General features: G+C 71.4%; 19 protein-coding genes. 10 read left to right on the forward strand and 9 right to left on the reverse strand.

The genetic code is table 11. The annotated features are described in order from the left end of the window. The first annotated feature begins 47 nt into the window (after positions 1-47). Positions 48-419 carry a hypothetical protein gene (locus AB0B57_RS13390; RefSeq protein WP_357068651.1) on the forward strand — a complete coding sequence of 124 codons (372 nt, stop codon included), beginning with the start codon at positions 48-50 and terminating at the stop codon, positions 417-419. A 34-nt stretch (positions 420-453) separates the two neighbouring features. Here the strand turns inward: AB0B57_RS13390 and AB0B57_RS13395 are convergent, their stop codons facing one another. The 7 genes from AB0B57_RS13395 to paaA all read right to left on the reverse strand — a co-directional run bounded on the left by AB0B57_RS13395 (position 454) and on the right by paaA (position 4,815). Then, positions 454-855 carry a hypothetical protein gene (locus AB0B57_RS13395; protein WP_357068653.1) on the reverse strand — a complete coding sequence of 134 codons (402 nt, stop codon included), beginning with the start codon at positions 853-855 and terminating at the stop codon, positions 454-456. After that, the gene (gene paaE / locus AB0B57_RS13400) at positions 852-1,988 is read right to left on the reverse strand and encodes a 1,2-phenylacetyl-CoA epoxidase subunit PaaE (protein WP_357068655.1); all 1,137 of its coding nucleotides are present in this window, start codon (positions 1,986-1,988) and stop codon (positions 852-854) included. Before paaE ends, AB0B57_RS13395 begins: the two co-directional genes overlap by 4 nt. After that, complete coding sequence (paaD, locus tag AB0B57_RS13405; protein ID WP_357068955.1) at positions 1,985-2,458, reverse strand: 1,2-phenylacetyl-CoA epoxidase subunit PaaD; 474 nt, start codon at positions 2,456-2,458, stop codon at positions 1,985-1,987. The genes paaE and paaD overlap by 4 nt, the downstream gene beginning before the upstream one ends. Before the next feature lie 89 nt (positions 2,459-2,547). Then, positions 2,548-3,273, reverse strand: a complete 726-nt coding sequence (gene paaC / locus AB0B57_RS13410) for a 1,2-phenylacetyl-CoA epoxidase subunit PaaC (protein WP_357068657.1) — start codon at positions 3,271-3,273, stop codon at positions 2,548-2,550. Further along, on the reverse strand, positions 3,270-3,434 hold the full coding sequence (locus tag AB0B57_RS13415) for a hypothetical protein (protein ID WP_357068659.1): 165 nt from the start codon (positions 3,432-3,434) through the stop codon (positions 3,270-3,272). Before AB0B57_RS13415 ends, paaC begins: the two co-directional genes overlap by 4 nt. Continuing rightward, positions 3,431-3,718 carry a 1,2-phenylacetyl-CoA epoxidase subunit PaaB gene (gene paaB / locus AB0B57_RS13420; RefSeq protein ID WP_355027413.1) on the reverse strand — a complete coding sequence of 96 codons (288 nt, stop codon included), beginning with the start codon at positions 3,716-3,718 and terminating at the stop codon, positions 3,431-3,433. Before paaB ends, AB0B57_RS13415 begins: the two co-directional genes overlap by 4 nt. After that, the gene (gene paaA / locus AB0B57_RS13425) at positions 3,715-4,815 is read right to left on the reverse strand and encodes a 1,2-phenylacetyl-CoA epoxidase subunit PaaA (RefSeq protein ID WP_357068662.1); all 1,101 of its coding nucleotides are present in this window, start codon (positions 4,813-4,815) and stop codon (positions 3,715-3,717) included. Before paaA ends, paaB begins: the two co-directional genes overlap by 4 nt. Before the next feature lie 371 nt (positions 4,816-5,186). On the opposite strand from paaA, the gene AB0B57_RS13430 reads away from it, so the two are divergent. After that, positions 5,187-6,167 (forward strand): hypothetical protein, encoded by a 981-nt coding sequence (locus AB0B57_RS13430; protein WP_357068664.1) that lies wholly within the window; start codon positions 5,187-5,189, stop codon positions 6,165-6,167. Then, positions 6,167-7,126 (forward strand): hypothetical protein, encoded by a 960-nt coding sequence (locus AB0B57_RS13435; protein WP_357068667.1) that lies wholly within the window; start codon positions 6,167-6,169, stop codon positions 7,124-7,126. The genes AB0B57_RS13430 and AB0B57_RS13435 overlap by 1 nt, the downstream gene beginning before the upstream one ends. A gap of 77 nt (positions 7,127-7,203) precedes the next feature. Here AB0B57_RS13435 and AB0B57_RS13440 read toward each other — a convergent pair whose 3' ends face one another. Then, positions 7,204-8,055 carry a menaquinone biosynthesis protein gene (locus AB0B57_RS13440; protein ID WP_357068669.1) on the reverse strand — a complete coding sequence of 284 codons (852 nt, stop codon included), beginning with the start codon at positions 8,053-8,055 and terminating at the stop codon, positions 7,204-7,206. A 190-nt stretch (positions 8,056-8,245) separates the two neighbouring features. On the opposite strand from AB0B57_RS13440, the gene AB0B57_RS13445 reads away from it, so the two are divergent. Both AB0B57_RS13445 and AB0B57_RS13450 read left to right on the forward strand, forming a co-directional pair. Next, positions 8,246-9,496, forward strand: coding sequence for a DUF222 domain-containing protein (locus tag AB0B57_RS13445; protein WP_357068671.1), 1,251 nt, complete (start codon positions 8,246-8,248; stop codon positions 9,494-9,496). Between the two features lie 545 nt (positions 9,497-10,041). Continuing rightward, entirely contained in the window at positions 10,042-12,255 is a 2,214-nt protein-coding gene (locus AB0B57_RS13450) for an AAA family ATPase (protein ID WP_357068673.1), read from the forward strand. Here AB0B57_RS13450 and AB0B57_RS13455 read toward each other — a convergent pair. Continuing rightward, positions 12,244-12,855 carry a hypothetical protein gene (locus AB0B57_RS13455; RefSeq protein WP_357068675.1) on the reverse strand — a complete coding sequence of 204 codons (612 nt, stop codon included), beginning with the start codon at positions 12,853-12,855 and terminating at the stop codon, positions 12,244-12,246. The two genes, AB0B57_RS13450 and AB0B57_RS13455, sit on opposite strands and share 12 nt — an antisense overlap. Positions 12,856-13,136: 281 nt before the next feature. Between AB0B57_RS13455 and AB0B57_RS13460 the strand changes: the two genes are divergently transcribed. The 5 genes from AB0B57_RS13460 to AB0B57_RS13480 all read left to right on the forward strand — a co-directional run bounded on the left by AB0B57_RS13460 (position 13,137) and on the right by AB0B57_RS13480 (position 16,660). Next, positions 13,137-13,775, forward strand: a complete 639-nt coding sequence (locus tag AB0B57_RS13460) for a transporter (RefSeq protein ID WP_357068677.1) — start codon at positions 13,137-13,139, stop codon at positions 13,773-13,775. After that, positions 13,772-14,083 (forward strand): transcriptional regulator, encoded by a 312-nt coding sequence (locus AB0B57_RS13465; RefSeq protein WP_357068679.1) that lies wholly within the window; start codon positions 13,772-13,774, stop codon positions 14,081-14,083. The genes AB0B57_RS13460 and AB0B57_RS13465 overlap by 4 nt, the downstream gene beginning before the upstream one ends. Further along, positions 14,080-15,051 (forward strand): ABC transporter ATP-binding protein, encoded by a 972-nt coding sequence (locus AB0B57_RS13470; protein WP_357068681.1) that lies wholly within the window; start codon positions 14,080-14,082, stop codon positions 15,049-15,051. The genes AB0B57_RS13465 and AB0B57_RS13470 overlap by 4 nt, the downstream gene beginning before the upstream one ends. A gap of 10 nt (positions 15,052-15,061) precedes the next feature. Next, positions 15,062-15,799, forward strand: a complete 738-nt coding sequence (locus tag AB0B57_RS13475; RefSeq protein ID WP_357068683.1) for an ABC transporter permease — start codon at positions 15,062-15,064, stop codon at positions 15,797-15,799. 96 nt (positions 15,800-15,895) lie between these two features. Continuing rightward, positions 15,896-16,660 carry a VOC family protein gene (locus tag AB0B57_RS13480; protein ID WP_357068685.1) on the forward strand — a complete coding sequence of 255 codons (765 nt, stop codon included), beginning with the start codon at positions 15,896-15,898 and terminating at the stop codon, positions 16,658-16,660. Positions 16,661-16,671: the final 11 nt, after the last annotated feature.

Raw genomic sequence — 16,671 nt, forward strand, 5'->3', positions numbered from 1 at the left:
TCGCAAGCAACATTGCTGAGTCTCGTTCCCCGCAGCAGGAGGTTGCGATGCCCATCTGGACCCAACAGCCCACCTGGCTGCGACCGTACGATCCCGCCGATTCACCCGGGCCGATCCCGTCAGTGATCGCCCACTTTCGGCGGCGCGGGCGCGCCGAAGAGCCGACACCATCGGAGGCGGAGCGAGAGGCGAGCCGATACACAGTGGTGCTGGTACCGCCCGAAGCCGCCGTGGCGCTCGGCGACGACCGGGGCGAGGTCGGCCTGCAACTCTTCCGCGACACCGACTGGGACCATTACCCAGCCCACCTCGACGAGGCGGTCAAGCTGATCGAGGAGGCGTGCGGCGAACGGGTAGCCCTGGTCGAGCACCGCTCCGACCTGACCTACTGGACCGCCCACGTCCGCCCCAACGACTGACGTCGGGCTGACTCAGCTCCCGCGCACCTCGACCTCAGCTCTCGCGTACCTCGACACTGATGCCGTAGCTGTCCCACAGCTCCGCCGCGAGCACCGGCCCCACGAACGCCGGCACGTGCGCCTCCCACCACGGCCGATCGGCCAGCCCCGGCATCGGTTGCTCGGACAACACCGCGCGGAACCGCTCGTCCGCCGCCTCGACCCGCTCCCGGACCCAGCCCATCTGCGGAAAGCCGCGCAACCGCTCGTCGGTCAGCACGGTCTCGATCGCGTGCCGGACGCTCAGATCGTTCCAGTACTCGTCGAGGACGTCGTCGTAGCCGTCCTCGCAGAACCCGACGAACTGCTCCCACCCCTCCACATAGCCGGTCGGCCGCCGCCCGCCGGTGACCTCGGCGAACCGCTCGACGAACTCCCTGTCGTTCGGCGCGCTCACGCGTCGTAGTCGACAGTGAGCCGGTCGGTGGTCGGGCTGGACTGGCAGGTCAGCACGTAACCGGCGGCCAGTTCGTCGGGCTCCAGGGCGTAGTTGCGGGCCATCGTGACCGCCCCGTCGACGACCTTCGCCTTACAGGTCGAGCAGACACCGCCCTTGCAGGCGTACGGCAGCTCGCCACGCACCTTGAGCGCGGCGTCCAGCACCCGCTCCTCGCGACCCATCGTGAAGTTCGACGACCGGCCGTCCAGCACGATGGTGACCTCGGCCCCGGCACCCGCCTGATCGACGGGGCGGCGCACCGGCTCGGGTGGTGCGTCGACGTGGAACAGCTCGGTGTGCACCGCCGACTCGGGCAGGCCGCGTGCGGTCAGCACGTCCCGGACGTCGACCACCATCGCGTACGGGCCGCAGAGGAACCACTCCTCGATCACGTCGCCCGGCACGATGGTGCCCAGCAACCGGCCCAGCCGCTCGGCGTCGATCCGCCCGGAGAGCAGCGCCGACTCGCCCTGCTCGCGGGAGAGCACGTGCACCAGGTGCAGCCGGGTGGGATAGCGGTCCTTCAGATCGGCCAACTCCTCGGCGAACATCACCGTGTTGGCCGTGCGGTTGCCGTACACCAGGGTGAAGGTGCTGGCCGGCTCGACGGCCAGGGCGGTCGCGACAAGCGCGAGCACCGGCGTGATGCCGGAGCCGGCGACGACCGCGCCGTAGTGCCGCACCCGGTCCGGCGCGAACCCCGTGGTGAAGGTGCCCAACGGCGGCAGCACCTCGACCGTGTCGCCACCACGCAGCGCCCCGCACGCGAACGACGAGAACGCGCCGCCCGGGATCTCCCGCACCCCGATCCGCAACCGGCCGTGCCGGGCCAGGTCGTCGGGGGTCGAGCAGATCGAGTACGACCGGCGCACGTCCGTGCCGTCCGCACCAGCGGAGCTGGTGGCCCCGGCTCCGCCGGGAAGACGCACGGTGAGGTGCTGGCCCGCGCGGAACGCAAACGTCTCCCGCAGATCCTCGGGTACGGCGAAGGTCACCGCGACAGCATCGTCGGTGAGCCGGTCGACGGCGGCGACCGACAACTGGTGGAAGACCGGCCGCCGGCGGACCGGGCGGGTGATGGTGACAGTCACAGCGCCTTCAGGTGGTCGAAGGGTTCGGAGCAGGACCGGCACCGCCACAGCGCCTTGCACGCGGTGGAGCCGAACCGGCTGACCTGCTCGGTCTCCGGCGAGCCGCACTGCGGGCAACGGACCGCGAGGGTCAACGGGACGACGCCGGTGGCGGGCACCGGGGCCGGCGGGGCGATCCCGGCGGCGGCGAGCTTGGCCCGCCCACCCGCGGAGATCCAGTCGGTGCTCCACGGCGGGCTGTAGACGGTACGGACCTCAGCGTCGGCGTGACCGGCGACCGCCAGCGCGCGGCGGATGTCGGTGCGGATCACGTCCATCGCCGGGCAACCGGTGTAGGTCGGCGTGATGGTGACGGTGACCCGACCGCTGGCCGGGTCCTCCTCGACCGCCCGCAGGATGCCCAGCTCGTCAATGGTGATCACCCGGATCTCCGGGTCCACGACGCTCGCCGCGGCCTCCCGCGCGCTCACCGTGCCGCCGGTCGCGACGGCCGGGCCCGCGGTCCGCGCGGCGCTCACCGTGCCGCCGGTCGCGACGGCCGGGCCCGCGGTCCGCGCGGTCACCACTGCGCTCCGGGATGGGCGCGGTGCAGCACCTGCATCTCGGCGAGCAGGTAGGCCAGGTGCTCGGTGTGCACGCCGTCCCGCCCACCGCCCGGGGCCCAACCACGCTCCGGCAGGGTGAGCGTCGCCTCGGCCACCACCGCGCCGACGGTCGCGTCGAACGCCGGCCGCAGGGCCGCCGGGTCGACCGGCGCCGCCGGGTCCGCGGCGAACAACTCGTGGGTGTACGGCCACACCTGGTCGACTGCCGCCTGCATGCGACGGTGCGACTCCTCGGTGCCGTCGCCGAGCCGCTTCACCCACAGCGCGCCGTGGTCCAGGTGGTACGCCGACTCCTTGCGCGCCTTCGCACCGATCGCGGCCAACCGTTCGTCCGCACAGCCGGCCAGCGCCGAGTACAGCGGCAGCTGGTACGCCGCCAGGAAGAACAGCTTCGCCATGGTCACCGCGAAGTCGCCGTTGGGCAGCTCGACCAGGAGCGCGTTGCGGAACTCGCGGTCGTCACGCAGGTACGCCAACGCGTCCTCGTCGCGGCCCGCGCCCTCCAGCTCACCCGCGTACGACAGCAGCAGGCGCGCCGCGCCGAGCTGGTCGAGGGCGATGTTGGCGAGCGCGATGTCCTCTTCCATCTCGGGCGCACGGGTCGTCCACTCGGCCAGTCGTTGCGCCGCGATCAGCGCGTCGTCGCCGAGGGCGAGGGCGAAGTCGAAGGGCCCGTTCACGCCACCACCTCGCTGCGCTCGGCGGCGACGCGAAGCGCCCCGCTGCTGAGTCGGCTGGTTCGCTCGCTCCGCTCGCTTCCCGCCACCACCTCGCTGCGCTCGGCGGCGACGCGAAGCGCCCCGCTGCTGAGTCGGCTGGTTCGCTCGCTCCGCTCGCTCACAGGTGGGCCACCCCGTCCGGCACCTCGTAGAAGGTGGGGTGGCGGTAGACCTTGTCGGCCGCCGGGTCGAAGAAGGCGTCCTTCTCGTCCGGGCTGGACGCGGTGATCGCGCCGGCCGGCACCACCCAGATCGACACGCCCTCCTGGCGGCGGGTGTACAGGTCCCGGGCGTTGCGCAGGGCCAGCTCGGCATCGGGGGCGTGCAGGCTGCCGACGTGGGTGTGCGACAGCCCCCGTCGCGCCCGCACGAAGACCTCCCAGAGCGGCGAGTGTTCGGTCGTCACGCGGCCACCTTCTCCTTCTGTTGCGCCCGCTTCGCGGCATACGCCGCGGCGGCCTCGCGTACCCATGCGCCGTCGGCGTGCGCGGCCCGCCGGTGGGCCATCCGCTCCCGGTTGCACGGGCCGTTGCCCTTGATGACCTGCATCAGCTCGTCGTAGTCCGGCTGGGTGTAGTCGTACGCCTGCCGCTCCTCGTTCCAGCGCAGGTCGGCGTCGGGGATGCGCAGCCCGAGGATCTCGGCCTGCTGGACGCACATGTCGACGAAACGCTGCCGCAGATCGTCGTTCGAGAAACGCTTGATCTTCCAGGACATCGACTGGGCGGAGTGCGTGGAGTCGCCGTCCGGCGGGCCGAACATCGCCAGCGACGGGTACCACCAGCGGTCCACCGAGTCCTGGGCCATCGCCTGCTGCTCCGGGGTGCCGTGCGCCAGGGTGTGCAGGATCTCGTAGCCCTGCCGCTGGTGGAACGACTCCTCCTTGCAGACCCGGATCATCGCTCGGGCGTACGGGCCGTACGAGCAGCGGCACAGCGGCACCTGGTTGACGATCGCCGCGCCGTCCACCAGCCAACCGATCGCACCCACGTCGGCCCAGCTCAGGGTGGGGTAGTTGAAGATCGAGCTGTACTTCTGGCGGCCGTCGAGCAGCAGCCGGACCAGCTCGTCGCGGCTGATGCCGAGGGTCTCGGCGGCGGCGTAGAGATAGAGGCCGTGGCCCGCCTCGTCCTGCACCTTGGCCAGCAGGATCGCCTTGCGCTTGAGCGAGGGCGCCCGACTGATCCAGTTGCCCTCCGGCTGCATGCCGATGATCTCGGAGTGGGCGTGCTGGGCGATCTGCCGGATCAGCGTCCGGCGGTACGCGTCGGGCATCCAGTCGCGCGGCTCGATCTTCTGCTCGGCGTCGACCACCTCGGCGAAGTACGCCGCAAGGTCCTCGTCGGGCGCGGGACCGCCACGCCGACCGCGCGCCGCCGCCGCGCGTAGCTCCGCCTCGGCGGCCTCGACCTCGCCCAGCAGGCCGCCGGGCGCCTCGTCCGGGGCGCCGTCGGGTGCGCCGTCGGAGGCGCCGTCAGCGGCGGAGAAGTCGTTGCCATACATGCTGTCAAGTGTTACAGCTTGCGATGCGTTGCACCAGGGGGTGTAATAAGAATCCGGATAGCCGTTCTGTAATCGAATGAGCGCTTTGCGCTACCTGGCGGGGCCCCGCAACGCCGTGACCTAGGCCACGAAACAAAGTTGAAACACTGCAAAAACCTCATAGCGGTCCCATACCCCGCCTTTATCGCAGTTTGCCTAGTGTCGAAACCTGGCAGGTCAGCCAACCGGACGTAGACTTTCGCCGGCACACCGATCGGCTTCAGATGATTGCCAACCGAGACAGCGGCCATCTCCCCCGGCCCTGGCGATCCGCCGATCCGTCCGGACAAGAAGCCGGCCCCCCGGCCCTGACACCTGGAGCTCACCCACTCATGCGATCCCGCGTGACCCTGGTGCTCGTCGTCACGACGGTCCTGCTGAGCGGCGTCCTACTGGGCTCCGCCGCGTACGCACGGCTCGCCAGTGACGACAGCGGCGCAGGCGGTGCCTCCGGCGTCGCCACGCCCGCACCCACCCCACCACCGCCGCCCACCCTGGCGGCCGGTCCGGTGTCGGTGGACTTCCAGGGTGACTTCTTCTCCTGGGCGCTGATGGATCGACAGACCGGCAAGATCTCGGGGTCGCCGAACATGGCCGCGACCAGCTCCACCGAGTCGATGATCAAGGCCTGGATCGTCTCCGACTACCTCCGACAGTTCGGCAACAAGGAGCCGCCGGCAGCGTTGAAGGAGTTGGCTCGGGTCGCCATCGTCGACAGCAACGACGGGGCTACCGACAAGGTCTACTTCGCCGCGGGCGGCTCGTACCGGTCGCCGGCAAAGGGGGTGGTCGGGCCGGTCATCCAGCGGGCCATCAAGATCTGCGGGCTGACCGACACCAAGCCCGGCATCGTGCCGAAGCGCGAGGGTTGGTGGAGCTACACCCAGATGTCTCCCCGGGACGCCGTCCGGGTCGGCGACTGCATCGCCGACGGTAAGGCCGCCGGCCCGAAATGGACCAAGTGGGTGTTGGACCAGATGAGCAACGTCACGGGCAGCACCGCAGCCAAGGACCAGCGGCCCACGTCCGGCGGTGGCCGGTGGGGGATCATCGACGGCCTACCGAAGTCGATCACCGAGCAGGGCCCGGTCAGCATGAAGAACGGGTGGACCAGGATCAGTTACGACGGCAGCTGGCACGTTAACTGCCTCGCCGTCACCGGCAAATGGAGTCTCGCGGTGATGCTGCGCTATCCAGTCAAGAGCGGTTTGGACTACGGCGCGAAGGTCTGCGCCAGTGTGGCCACCCAGTTGGTCACCCCGCAGCCCGGCGCCGCACTCAAGGTGCCGCAGCAGCCGGTGGGGAAGCTCTGATGGCCGGCAGTCGCCGGGCCGACCGACGTGGCGGCGGTGAGGCGTCCCCGCTGCGGCTGGTCGCCATCGCCGTCATCCTGATCGGGTTGGTGCTGGTGTCGCTGCGGCTGCTGCCCGGGTCACCGTTCGAGTCGGCTGCCGCCGCCAAGTGGGGTGACGCCACGGGAGGCAACGACCGGTCCACGGGTGCGGCCACCAACCGCAGCGCCCGCGAGCCGGCCTCGCCGTCGCCGAGCCCCACGCCGACGCTGGAGCCGCTGCCGTTCGTCGCCAAGGACCTCGACCTGAACATCGAGGGCTGGTATTCCTGGAGCGTGTTGGATCGCCGCACCGGGCAGATCATCGGTTCCAAGAACATGGGCGAGACCAGCACGACCGCATCGATGATCAAAGCTTGGGTCGTCGCCGACTACCTGCGTCGCGCGGCCGACGCCGGCCAGACCCCGAGCAACGCGAAGCTCGCCGACGCGACGCTGATCATCCGAGACAGCGACAACACCCGGGCCCAACAGTTCTTCAACCAGGTCGGCGGGGCCGCCTCGATCAAGCGCCTGATCTCCATGTGCAAACTGACCGACAGCAAGGTTGCCCCCGACCGCGGCTGGAGCGAGACGGCGCTCTCCCCCCGAGACGCCGCCCGCATGGGCAACTGCATCGCCACTGGCACGGCCGCCGGGCCGAAATGGACCAAGTGGCTGCTCAACGAGATGAAGCTGGTTCGCGGCGCCGGTGACTTCGGTATCCGCAAGGCCTTCCCGGCCGCCCAGCGGAAGCAGATCGCCATCAAGAACGGGTGGATCGACCGGATCGAGGTGCAGGAGATGCACATCAACTGCATGGCCATCGGTGACACCTGGACGATGGGCGTCATGCTCAAGTACCCGATCAACCTGGGCTACGACTACGGCATGGACAACTGCGAGAAGGTCACCAAGGCACTCCTGCGCCCCGGCGTCTGAGCCGCAGCTCCGGCTCGGCCGCAGGTAGGGCGCAGCGGCCGGGCTGCCTCTCTGTCGCCGCGGCCGGGGCTCGCCGGTCAGCCGGCGAAGAACTCGGGGCCGCCGTCCGGCAGCTCCGGGGCCGCGCCGATCGCGGCCGCTCGCCGGGCCCACTCACGCAGCCCGGCGACCTGCCGGTCGCCGAGCGAAAAGTCCAGGGTCCGGAAGTACGTGGCCAGCGTCTCCGCGTCGAAGGTCTCCCAGCGAGCCGCAGCCTCGGCGACCTGGTCCAGCTCGGCCAGGCAGAGGTCCCGCGAGCGCAGGAACGCCTCGTGCACCTCCTTGACCAGCCCCGGGTGGGCGGCGGCAAAGTCGCGGCGCACCGCCCAGACGGCGAAGACCATCGGCAGACCGGTCCACTCCCGCCATGCCTGCCCGAGGTCGGTGACGATGAGACCCCGCTGCGGCGCCTCGTAGTACGCCCGCAGCGCCACGTCGCCGATCAGCACCCCGGCGTCGGCTTCGAGCAGCATCTGCGTCAGGTCCGGTGGGCAGCGGAAGTACTCGGGCCGCACGTTGTACCGCTCGGCGAGCAGCAACTGGGCCAGCATCACCCCGGTCCGCGACGTCGAGCCAAGCGCCACCCGGGCACCGTCCAACTCGGCGAGGGGCCGGGTGGAGACCATGTTGACCGAGAGCACCGGTCCGTCGCTGCCCACCGCCAGGTCCGGCAGGAGGAGCAGTTCGTCGGCGTGCTTCAGGTACTCCAACAGGGTGATCGGGCCGATGTCGAGATCGCCGGCAACCAGTGCCGCGCTCAACCGGTCCGGCGAGTCCTTCTGCAGGTCGACGTCGAGCAGGGCACCGGAGCGCATCAAACCCCAGTAGATCGGCAGGCAGTTCAGGAACTGGATGTGCCCGACCCGCGGGCGTGCGATGCGCTCAGCCATGACCCGACCGTATCCCCGGCTTTCCGACCCTGCTCGGCGGGTCGACCCGGAGTGGCCAAACCCGCATCCGCCAGGTCGACGTACCCCGCAGCGCGACTCGACGGCAGCGGAACATACGGCGATGAAAACGGCTCTCATCCGTTGATCAACGCCGACCGAAAGTGTCGTACTCCTGTTCTAATTTGTTGTCATGTTGGAAGCGTTGACGCAGGCAGGCGGTGCGGTCGACGACTGTGCCGAGGCCGCGCTGTGGGGGCTCTCCGACGACCAGTTGCTCGCCTCCCTCGACGCGACACAGGTGCTGACGCAGCGGCTGGCCACCGTTCAGCTCGGGCTGGTCCGCGAGCTGGACAGCCGCGGCCTGGCAGTCGCCCAGGGCGCTTCGTCCACCGCCGTCTGGCTGCGGGAACGGCTCCGGCTCTCCGGTCGCTCCGCACGCCAACTGGTCCAGCTCGCCGCCACCGTCGACGCCGCGCCAGCAACGGTGTGTGACGCACTGCTCAGCGGCGCCATCACCGTGGAGCAGGGCCGAGTCGTGGCCGAGACGATCGCCGCCCTCCCCGTGGAGGCCGGTCCCGAGGTGGCCGACAAAGCCACCCAACTGCTTGTCGCCTGGGCCGACCGGTTCGACCCGACCATCCTGAGCCGGCTCGGGGAGCGCGTCCTCACGCACGTCGCACCGGATCTGGCCGACCAGGCTGAGCTGAAGGCTCTTCAACGGGCCACCGAGCGGGCCGAGGCTCGCCGGCACGTCACGCTCTCCGACCAGCAAGACGGTCAGGTACGCCTCAGCGGCAACCTCGACACCGAAACCGCGAGCCTGCTCCGTGAGGCGATCGACCCGCTCTGCGCTCCGGCCGGCGAGCACGATGATCGCAGTCCTGGTCAACGCCGTGCCGACGCGCTGGCCGAGGTCTGCCGGTTGGCGCTGCGCACAGGTCAGCTGCCCGACAGCGGCGGAGACCGACCTCAGCTCGTGGTGACCGTGTCACTCGACGACCTGGTCAACGGCGTACGCGCCGGCACATTGGAGACCGGTGCACGCCTCACGCCGGGCGCGGTCCGCCGGCTCGCCTGCGACGCCAGCCTGTTGCCGGCCGTGCTGGGCGGCAACAGCCAGGTCCTGGACGTCGGCCGCCAGCGGAGGCTCTTCACCGGCCCGCTGAGGCGTGCGCTGGTGCTGCGAGACGGCGGGTGCGCCTTCCCTGGCTGTGATCGACCGCCGAGATGGTGCGACGGTCACCATGTCCGACACTGGGCCGACGGTGGAGCGACAGCGCTGGGCAATGCCGTGCTGCTCTGCGGCTACCACCACCGGTTCGTCCACCGCGGCGACTGGACAGTCCGCATCGCGGCGGACGGCCGGCCCGAGTTCCTTCCGCCCCGCTGGCTCGACCCACTACGCACACCACGCCGCAACCAATACCACCGGCGATGCTGATGCCGCCGAGCACGCCGACACCGCCCGAGGCCGCGAGCAGGCAGGCGGGCAACGCCCTGCCGCCCACCAGGCCCCAGTCCACCGGTTCGCCAGACCACCACGTCGCCAGACCACCACGTCGCCAAGTGACTAGGCGGCGGGTCACCAGGCGACCATGTGACCAGGCCACCGGATTACCAGGCCACCGGGACCGCCGGACCACGAGACCACCGAGGCCACCGAGGCCACCGAGTTGCTTGGTGACCGCGTGGCGATCACGTCGCCAGCCCGCCGGGCCGTCAGGTGGCGCCCTCCAGAAGGGCAGGTCGTTCTGTCGCGTCTCGCGGCTCGCCCCTCGGGCGAGCCGCCCCGCCCGGCAACACGCCGTCTCCGGCAGGTGGTCCCCTGGGTAATTCGGTAGTGGCGACTGAGAGAAGAGCGTAAGGTTGCAGCCCGCTTGACGGCCGAGGTGACCTGCACCGGCACGGACGTCTTCGCGCCGGGCGGCCGGCCATCCGCCCCCGGACACGCGAGCGCGCAGCAGATGTGAACGATGGGACGTCAGCATGCCCGCACTCGATATCGACACCCACCTCGACACGGATCTGTCCGCCGAACGCGCACACCTGGCAGCTTCACGGGCCGCACTGCGAAGGATGCGGGAGCGCGCCGAAGCCCTCTTCGCCACCGGTGACCAGGTGGCCGGCGACGCGTACGCGGCGGAGACGCTTGGCCGCACCCTGGCCCGGCGGGTGACCGAGTTGGCCGACGACCCGACCACACCACTCTTCTTCGGCCGCCTCGACTTCGCCGAATCCACAGACCCTGACGCCGCGGCCCCAGGCAGCACCGACACCGGCGGCACCGACACCGACAGCACCGACACCGGCGGCAGCGAGGGCAGGTCCGGCGGGGATCCCGGCGCGGGTGCGAGCACCTTTGGCCATGACGGTCGGCGGTATCACGTGGGGCGGCGGCACGTCGCCGACGAGCGCGGCGAGCCGTTGGTGCTGGACTGGCGGGCGCCCGTCTCCCGGTCGTTCTACCAGGCCAGTGCACGGGATCCGCAGGGAGTGGCGGTCCGGCGACGGTTCGGGTTCAGCAACGGGGTGCTGACCAGTTTCGAGGATGAGCGTCTCGATCGGGGCGAGGAGCTTGGCACGACGAGCCGGATCCTCACCGCCGAGATCGAGCGACCGCGCGTCGGGCCGATGCGGGACATCGTCGCCACGATTCAGCCGGAGCAGGACGAGTTGGTCAGAGCCGACCTTGCCGACTCGATCTGTGTGCAGGGAGCGCCGGGCACCGGGAAGACGGCGGTCGGCCTGCATCGGGCCGCGTACCTGCTCTATCTGCACCGGGAGCGGCTGCGCCGGGCGGGTGTGTTGATCGTCGGACCGAACCGGGCGTTCCTGTCGTACATCGCGGCGGTGTTGCCGGCGCTCGGTGAGGTGGAGGTCGAGCAGGCCACGGTGGAGGAGTTGATCTCCGGGGTGCCGGTTCGGGCGGTCGACGCACCGGCGGCCGCGGTGCTCAAGCACGACGTACGGATGGCGCGGGTGTTGCAGCGCGCGGTGCAGGCACAGATCGGCACACCTACCGACTCGATCACCGTGTCGGACGGGTCGTTCCGGTGGCGGATCGGGCTGGAGCCGTTGCACCGGATCGTCGAGGAAACCCGCCGGGAGGGGCTGCCGTACGGCACGGGCCGGGAACGGGTCCGGGCTCGGGTGGTGAGCCTGCTGCAACGACAGGCCGAGGCGCGTCGGGCGGAGTCGCCAAGCGATGCCTGGTTACGTCGGATGGGCCGCTGCCGTCCGGTGCTCGATTTTCTGGACGCGGTCTGGCCGGCGCTCACCCCGGAAGGGCTGGTCTACGGCCTGCTCGCCGACCCGGTCCGGCTCGCCGCAGCGGCGGACGGGCTGCTCAGCGACACCGAGCAGGCGCTGCTCAGCTGGGTGAAGCCGGCTCGCACCGCGAAGGCGACCCGTTGGACCGCCGCCGACGTGGTGTTGATCGACGAGGCGGCCGGCCTGCTGGAACGACCGTCCGGGTTCGGGCACGTGGTCGTGGACGAGGCACAGGACCTGTCCCCGATGCAGTGTCGGGCCATTGCCCGGCGCAGCGAACACGGCTCGATCACCCTCCTCGGTGACCTCGCGCAGGGCACCTCGCCGTGGGCGGCGACGGACTGGCGGGAGTCCCTCGCCCACCTGGGTAAGCCGGACGCCGTGGTGGTCCCGTTGACTGTTGGTTTCCGGGTGCCCGCGGCGGTGGTGGCGTTCGCGAACCTGCTGCTCCCGGCACTCGCGGTGGACGTACCGCCGGCCGAGTCGCTGCGCCACGACGGCGGGCTGGATGTGCGTACCGTGACCGATCTGGTCGCGGAGACGGTGGCCGAGGTGCGCGCGGCGCTCGACTACGACGGCTCGGTCGGCGTGATCGCCGCGGACGACGCGGTCGACGAGCTGCGCGCGGCGCTGGCCGCCGCCGGTGTCGAGACCGCGACCGCCGACGACGTGACCGCCGCGGAGCGGGTCACCGTGGTGCCCGCGACGCTGGTCAAGGGCCTGGAGTACGACCATGTGGTGGTGGTCGAGCCGGCCGCGATCGTCGCGGCCGAGCCGCGCGGGCTGCACCGGCTGTACGTGGTGCTCACCCGGGCGGTGTCCCGGCTGACGGTGCTGCACCGCGAGCCGCTGCCCGCCCCGCTCGGCGGCGGCTCAGCCGGGCTGGCACCCGCCACGGCCCGCACGCCCGGCGACGGCTCAGCCGGCTGACAGGGCTGTCGCGACGTCCCGCAGGGGGCGGGCGGAATCAGCCAGCGGCACATGGAACGACAGCCACGAACCGTCGGCGAAGTCGATCCGCAGCCGTTTCCAGTTCAACCGGTACCGGCCGACCCGGGCGGCGACGGTCGTGCGCGGCACCGACCCGAGCAGCTCGACGTCGGCCTGCGCTCGTTCGTCCGCCGCCGAGCTGGACAGCAGCCCGACCGGTGCTGTCGCGCCGAGCAGCAACCGCCCGTCGGTGACCCCGAGCACGATGTCCCGGAGGCCGGCCCCCGTCGTCGCCACGGTCAGGGCGTGGTGCAGCAGAGATGCCTGCGAACCCGGTGCGCCTCGACCTCCGACACCGAAGAAGAGCCAGTCGACGGCGTTGTCGGCCCGGCCGAAGGTGATGGTGGGTGAGAGCACGTTGAGCAGGATGCCCAGGATGCCCGGACCACCGGGCGCAGGTGGCGCCGCCGGCTGCGGAGGTGCCGCCGGGGTCAGGCCTGCGCCGGCTCGGACCCGGGCCACCGCGCGCACCCGTTCTCCGGCCGGTAGTAGTCGGGTGATCCCCTCGACGTGGCGTGCGTGACGCCCGTCGAGCGTCATCGGTGCCCCTCGTGGCCGCCTGGTCGGTGCGGGTCGTGCCGGGGCGCGTGCCCGTCGTCGAAGGAGCGGTGAAAGCTCGCCCGCCGGCCTCGGGGCGCCGCGGCGAACGCCGTCCGGACCTTCGGCTCGCTGTTCGGGCTCGACACGGACCCTCCCCTGTGCCCGGTGCGACAGGTCAGCCGCCACGGCCCCCACCATAGGCACTCCCCAATGCCGCCGGTGACCCCGTGCGCGACGTCGGGGGACACCACGCCTCGACTTTGTGTCGTAAAGTTCTTTGCGTGAACCACGACGACGATCTGCCGCCCGCCGATGCCGCGGCGGCGCTCCGGCTGATCGAGGAGCAGCGGTCCGCGACCGTACGCGGACTCGATCCCGATGCCCGTCTGCTCTACTGGCCCTGGGGAGTCGCCTGGCTGGTCGGCTTCGGGCTGTTCTTCCTGCGGTTCTCCCCCGGCGAGCGGTCGCTTGTCCACCTGCCGAGCTGGCTGCCACTGATCGCCCTCTTCGCCCTGCTCCTGGTCGCGGCGGCGATCCAGGCGATGGCCAGCGCTCGCGCCTACGGGCAGGTGACCGGCGACTCCGCCCGGCGCGGACACTGGTACCTCTGGGCCTGGGGTCTGGGGCCGGTGAGCGTCTACGCGGCGCTCGGCCGGATCTCCGAGCACCTGCCGCACGACCTGGCCGCGCTGCTCTGGTCGGCGACCGCCGTCGGGCTGACCGGCGCGCTGCACATGGCCGGCGGAGCGATCTGGCTGGACCGGGACCTGTTCCGGCTGGGCGTCTGGGTCAGCGTGATCAACCTGGTCGGTGTCCTTGCCGGGCCGGGCTGGCACGCGCTGATCGTGGCGGTGGCCGGCGGTGGCGGAATGCTTGTCGCAGGCGCGATCGCCCGACGGCGGCAGCGGCACCGGGCATGACGGAACTGGACCCGGTCATCCACGCGCAGGCCCGGCTGCGGGTGGTCGCCAGCCTCTCCACCCTCGGCGACGGCGACCGGATCGCGTTCCCCCGCTTGCAGGAACTGCTCGCCATGACCGCCGGCAACCTCTCCGTGCACCTGCGCAAACTCGAGGACGCCGGCTACGTGGAGATCAGCAAGACCCACCGTGGACGCACCCCGGCAACCCTGGTCCGGCTCAGCCGGCGGGGGCGGCGGGCGTTCGAGGAGTACACCGAGACAATTCGCGCCCTGCTCGACCCCACCCCGTCGAAGGAGCAGTCATGATCCTCGCTCGCGCCGACCAGGCCAGCCGCCGGTACGGCGACGTCCTCGCCCTCGACCGCGTCGACCTGGAAGTCCGGGCCGGTGAACTGGTCGGCCTCCTCGGGCCGAACGGCGCCGGCAAGAGCACCCTGATGAACCTGCTGGTGGGTCTGCGCCGCCCCACCTCGGGGCGGGTCGAGCTGAACGGCGGCGACCCCCGCGACCCGGCGAGCCGTCGCCAGGTCGGGGTCACCCCGCAGGAGACCGGCCTGCCGGGCACGCTGCGCGTCGGTGAGGTCGTCGACTTCGTCTCGGCGCACTACGCGGACCCGGTTCCCCGTGGCGAACTGCTCGACCAGTTCGGTCTGGGTGATCTCGCCCGACGGCAGACCGGTGGGCTCTCCGGTGGGCAGCGCCGCCGGTTGGCGGTGGCGCTGGCATTCGTCGGCCGGCCCCGGCTGGTGCTGCTCGACGAACCGACCACCGGCCTGGACGTGGCCGCCCGGCACACCCTGTGGGACGCGATCCGCGCGTTCCACAGCGACGGCGGCACCGTGCTGTTGAGCAGCCACTACCTGGAGGAGGTGGAGGCGCTGGCCCACCGGGTGGTCGTCATCGGGCAGGGCCGGGTGCTCGCCGACGACACCGTGGACGCGGTGCGCGGCATCGTCGGCGTACGCCGGGTCAGCCTGGTCGCCGACCACCTGCCCGACCTGCCCGGGGTCGTCCGCAGCGAACGGATCGACGGGCGGCTGCACCTGCTCACCACCGATGCCGACGAACTGGTCCGCGCGTTGGTCACGGCCCGGACCCCGTTCAGCGACCTGGAGGTACGGCCGACCTCGCTGGAGGAGGCGTTCCTCGCCATCACCAGCGGGGGCGCGCCCGGCGGGGACCAACCCGCCAGCGCAGGCCAACCCGCCACCACCGCCACTGGCGGCCAACCCACCGCCGCCGCCGCTGCCGCCGGCCAACCCACCACTGTCTGAGGAGGCCACCGTGCAGCTCGCCCTGGTCCACGCCCGCTACCAACTCCTGGAGATCATCCGGATCCCGGTGGCCGTCGTCGGCAGCGCCTTCTTCCCGGCCGCCGCCATGATCTTCTTCGTGGTGCCGTTCGCGCGCGACGACGCGGTCGGCGCCACCTTCGCCACCGCGTCGATGATCACCTTCTCGGTGATGAGCGCCAACGTCTTCCAGTACGGGGTCGGCGTCGCCGAGGACCGCGACCAGCCGTGGAACCCGTACACCCGGACCTTGCCGGCCGGGCCGGCACCCCGCTTCGCGGGCCGGGTGCTGGCCGGCCTGGCGCTCACCTACCTCTCGCTGCTCCCGGTCGTGGTGATCGGCGCGACGTTGACCGCGGCCACGATCACCCCGGCGGCGTTCCTGCTGACCGCCGTCACGGTGGCCGTCATCTCGGTGCCGTTCACGCTGCTGGGGCTCGCCATCGGCTACTCGCTGCCGAGCAAGGCCGCGATCGTGGTGGCCCAGGTGGTGTTCCTCCCGCTCGCCTTCGGCGGCGGGCTGCTCTCCGCGCCGGGCGACGCGCCCGGGTTCATCGAGACGATCGCGCCGTTCCTGCCCACCCGGGGCGCGGCCGAACTGATGTGGTCGGCGGTCGGTGACTACACCGTCGACCCGCTGGCAATGATCATGCTCGGCGTCTGGGTGGTGCTGCTCGCCGCGCTCGCCGCCTGGGCGTACCGACGGGACGAGGGTCGCCGGTTCAGCTGACGATTCGTCCGTTTCCGCCCCGCGCCGCGGCGGGACGGTGCCAGGATTCCGGCAGGGGGTCGCCGTGGCCGCCCGGGCCGAGAGGGGTCTTCGACCGTGAGCACCGTCCCGCCGGGCACACCCTGCTGGGCCGACCTGGCCACCCCGGACCTGACCGACGCGCGGCGCTTCTACCCCGAGCTGTTCGGGTGGACCGGCCGGATCACACCGGAGCCCGAGGCGGGCGGCTACACGGTCTTCCTGCTCGACGGCAGGCCGGTGGCCGGGGCCGGGCCGCCAGCGATCCCGGACCAGGTGCCCATCTGGTCCACGTACGTCGCCACCGACGACGCCGAACTGGTCGCCGGCCGGGTCGAACGAGCCGGTGGGCAGGTGGTCGTGCCGCCGTTCGAGGTCTTCGACCGAGGCTGGATGGCGGTCTTCGCCGACCCGGCGGGCGCCACGTTCAGCGTGTGGCAGCCGCTGGCGATGGCCGGTGCCGAGGCGTACAACGTGCCGGGCGCGATGAGCTGGAACGAGCTGGTCACCCCCGACCCCGAGGGCGCGAAGGTCTTCTACGAGCTGGTGTTCGGCTGGCAGCCCGACGACCAGGCGGTGGGCCCGATGACGTACACCGGGTGGCGGCTCGGGACGCAGATCGTGGCCGGGATGATGCCGCCGTTGGCCGACGACTTCCCGGCCGACCTGCCGGCGTACTGGACCGTGTACTTCGCGGTCACCGACGCGGACGCCGCCGCGGCCCGCGCCGCCGAGCTGGGCGGAACGATCCTGGTCCCACCCCGCGATATCCCAGCGGGCCGCTTCGCGGCACTCCGCGACCCACAGGGCGCCCTCTTCTCCGTCATCGACCTGGGCCCCTGACCCAGCGCCTG

This window comes from Micromonospora sp. NPDC049101 (assembly GCF_040648675.1).
In the GTDB taxonomy this organism is placed as follows: domain Bacteria; phylum Actinomycetota; class Actinomycetes; order Mycobacteriales; family Micromonosporaceae; genus Micromonospora.

What these genes read in the sequence shown, in the direction of transcription:
- AB0B57_RS13390 (WP_357068651.1), top strand. Translation starts at nt 48, where the DNA reads ATGCCCATCTGGACCCAACAGCCCACCTGGCTGCGACCGTACGATCCC.
- paaA (WP_357068662.1), bottom strand. Translation starts at nt 4,815, where the DNA reads ATGTATGGCAACGACTTCTCCGCCGCTGACGGCGCCTCCGACGGCGCA.
- AB0B57_RS13430 (WP_357068664.1), top strand. Translation starts at nt 5,187, where the DNA reads ATGCGATCCCGCGTGACCCTGGTGCTCGTCGTCACGACGGTCCTGCTG.
- AB0B57_RS13435 (WP_357068667.1), top strand. Translation starts at nt 6,167, where the DNA reads ATGGCCGGCAGTCGCCGGGCCGACCGACGTGGCGGCGGTGAGGCGTCC.
- AB0B57_RS13440 (WP_357068669.1), bottom strand. Translation starts at nt 8,055, where the DNA reads ATGGCTGAGCGCATCGCACGCCCGCGGGTCGGGCACATCCAGTTCCTG.
- AB0B57_RS13445 (WP_357068671.1), top strand. Translation starts at nt 8,246, where the DNA reads ATGTTGGAAGCGTTGACGCAGGCAGGCGGTGCGGTCGACGACTGTGCC.
- AB0B57_RS13450 (WP_357068673.1), top strand. Translation starts at nt 10,042, where the DNA reads ATGCCCGCACTCGATATCGACACCCACCTCGACACGGATCTGTCCGCC.
- AB0B57_RS13455 (WP_357068675.1), bottom strand. Translation starts at nt 12,855, where the DNA reads ATGACGCTCGACGGGCGTCACGCACGCCACGTCGAGGGGATCACCCGA.
- AB0B57_RS13465 (WP_357068679.1), top strand. Translation starts at nt 13,772, where the DNA reads ATGACGGAACTGGACCCGGTCATCCACGCGCAGGCCCGGCTGCGGGTG.
- AB0B57_RS13470 (WP_357068681.1), top strand. Translation starts at nt 14,080, where the DNA reads ATGATCCTCGCTCGCGCCGACCAGGCCAGCCGCCGGTACGGCGACGTC.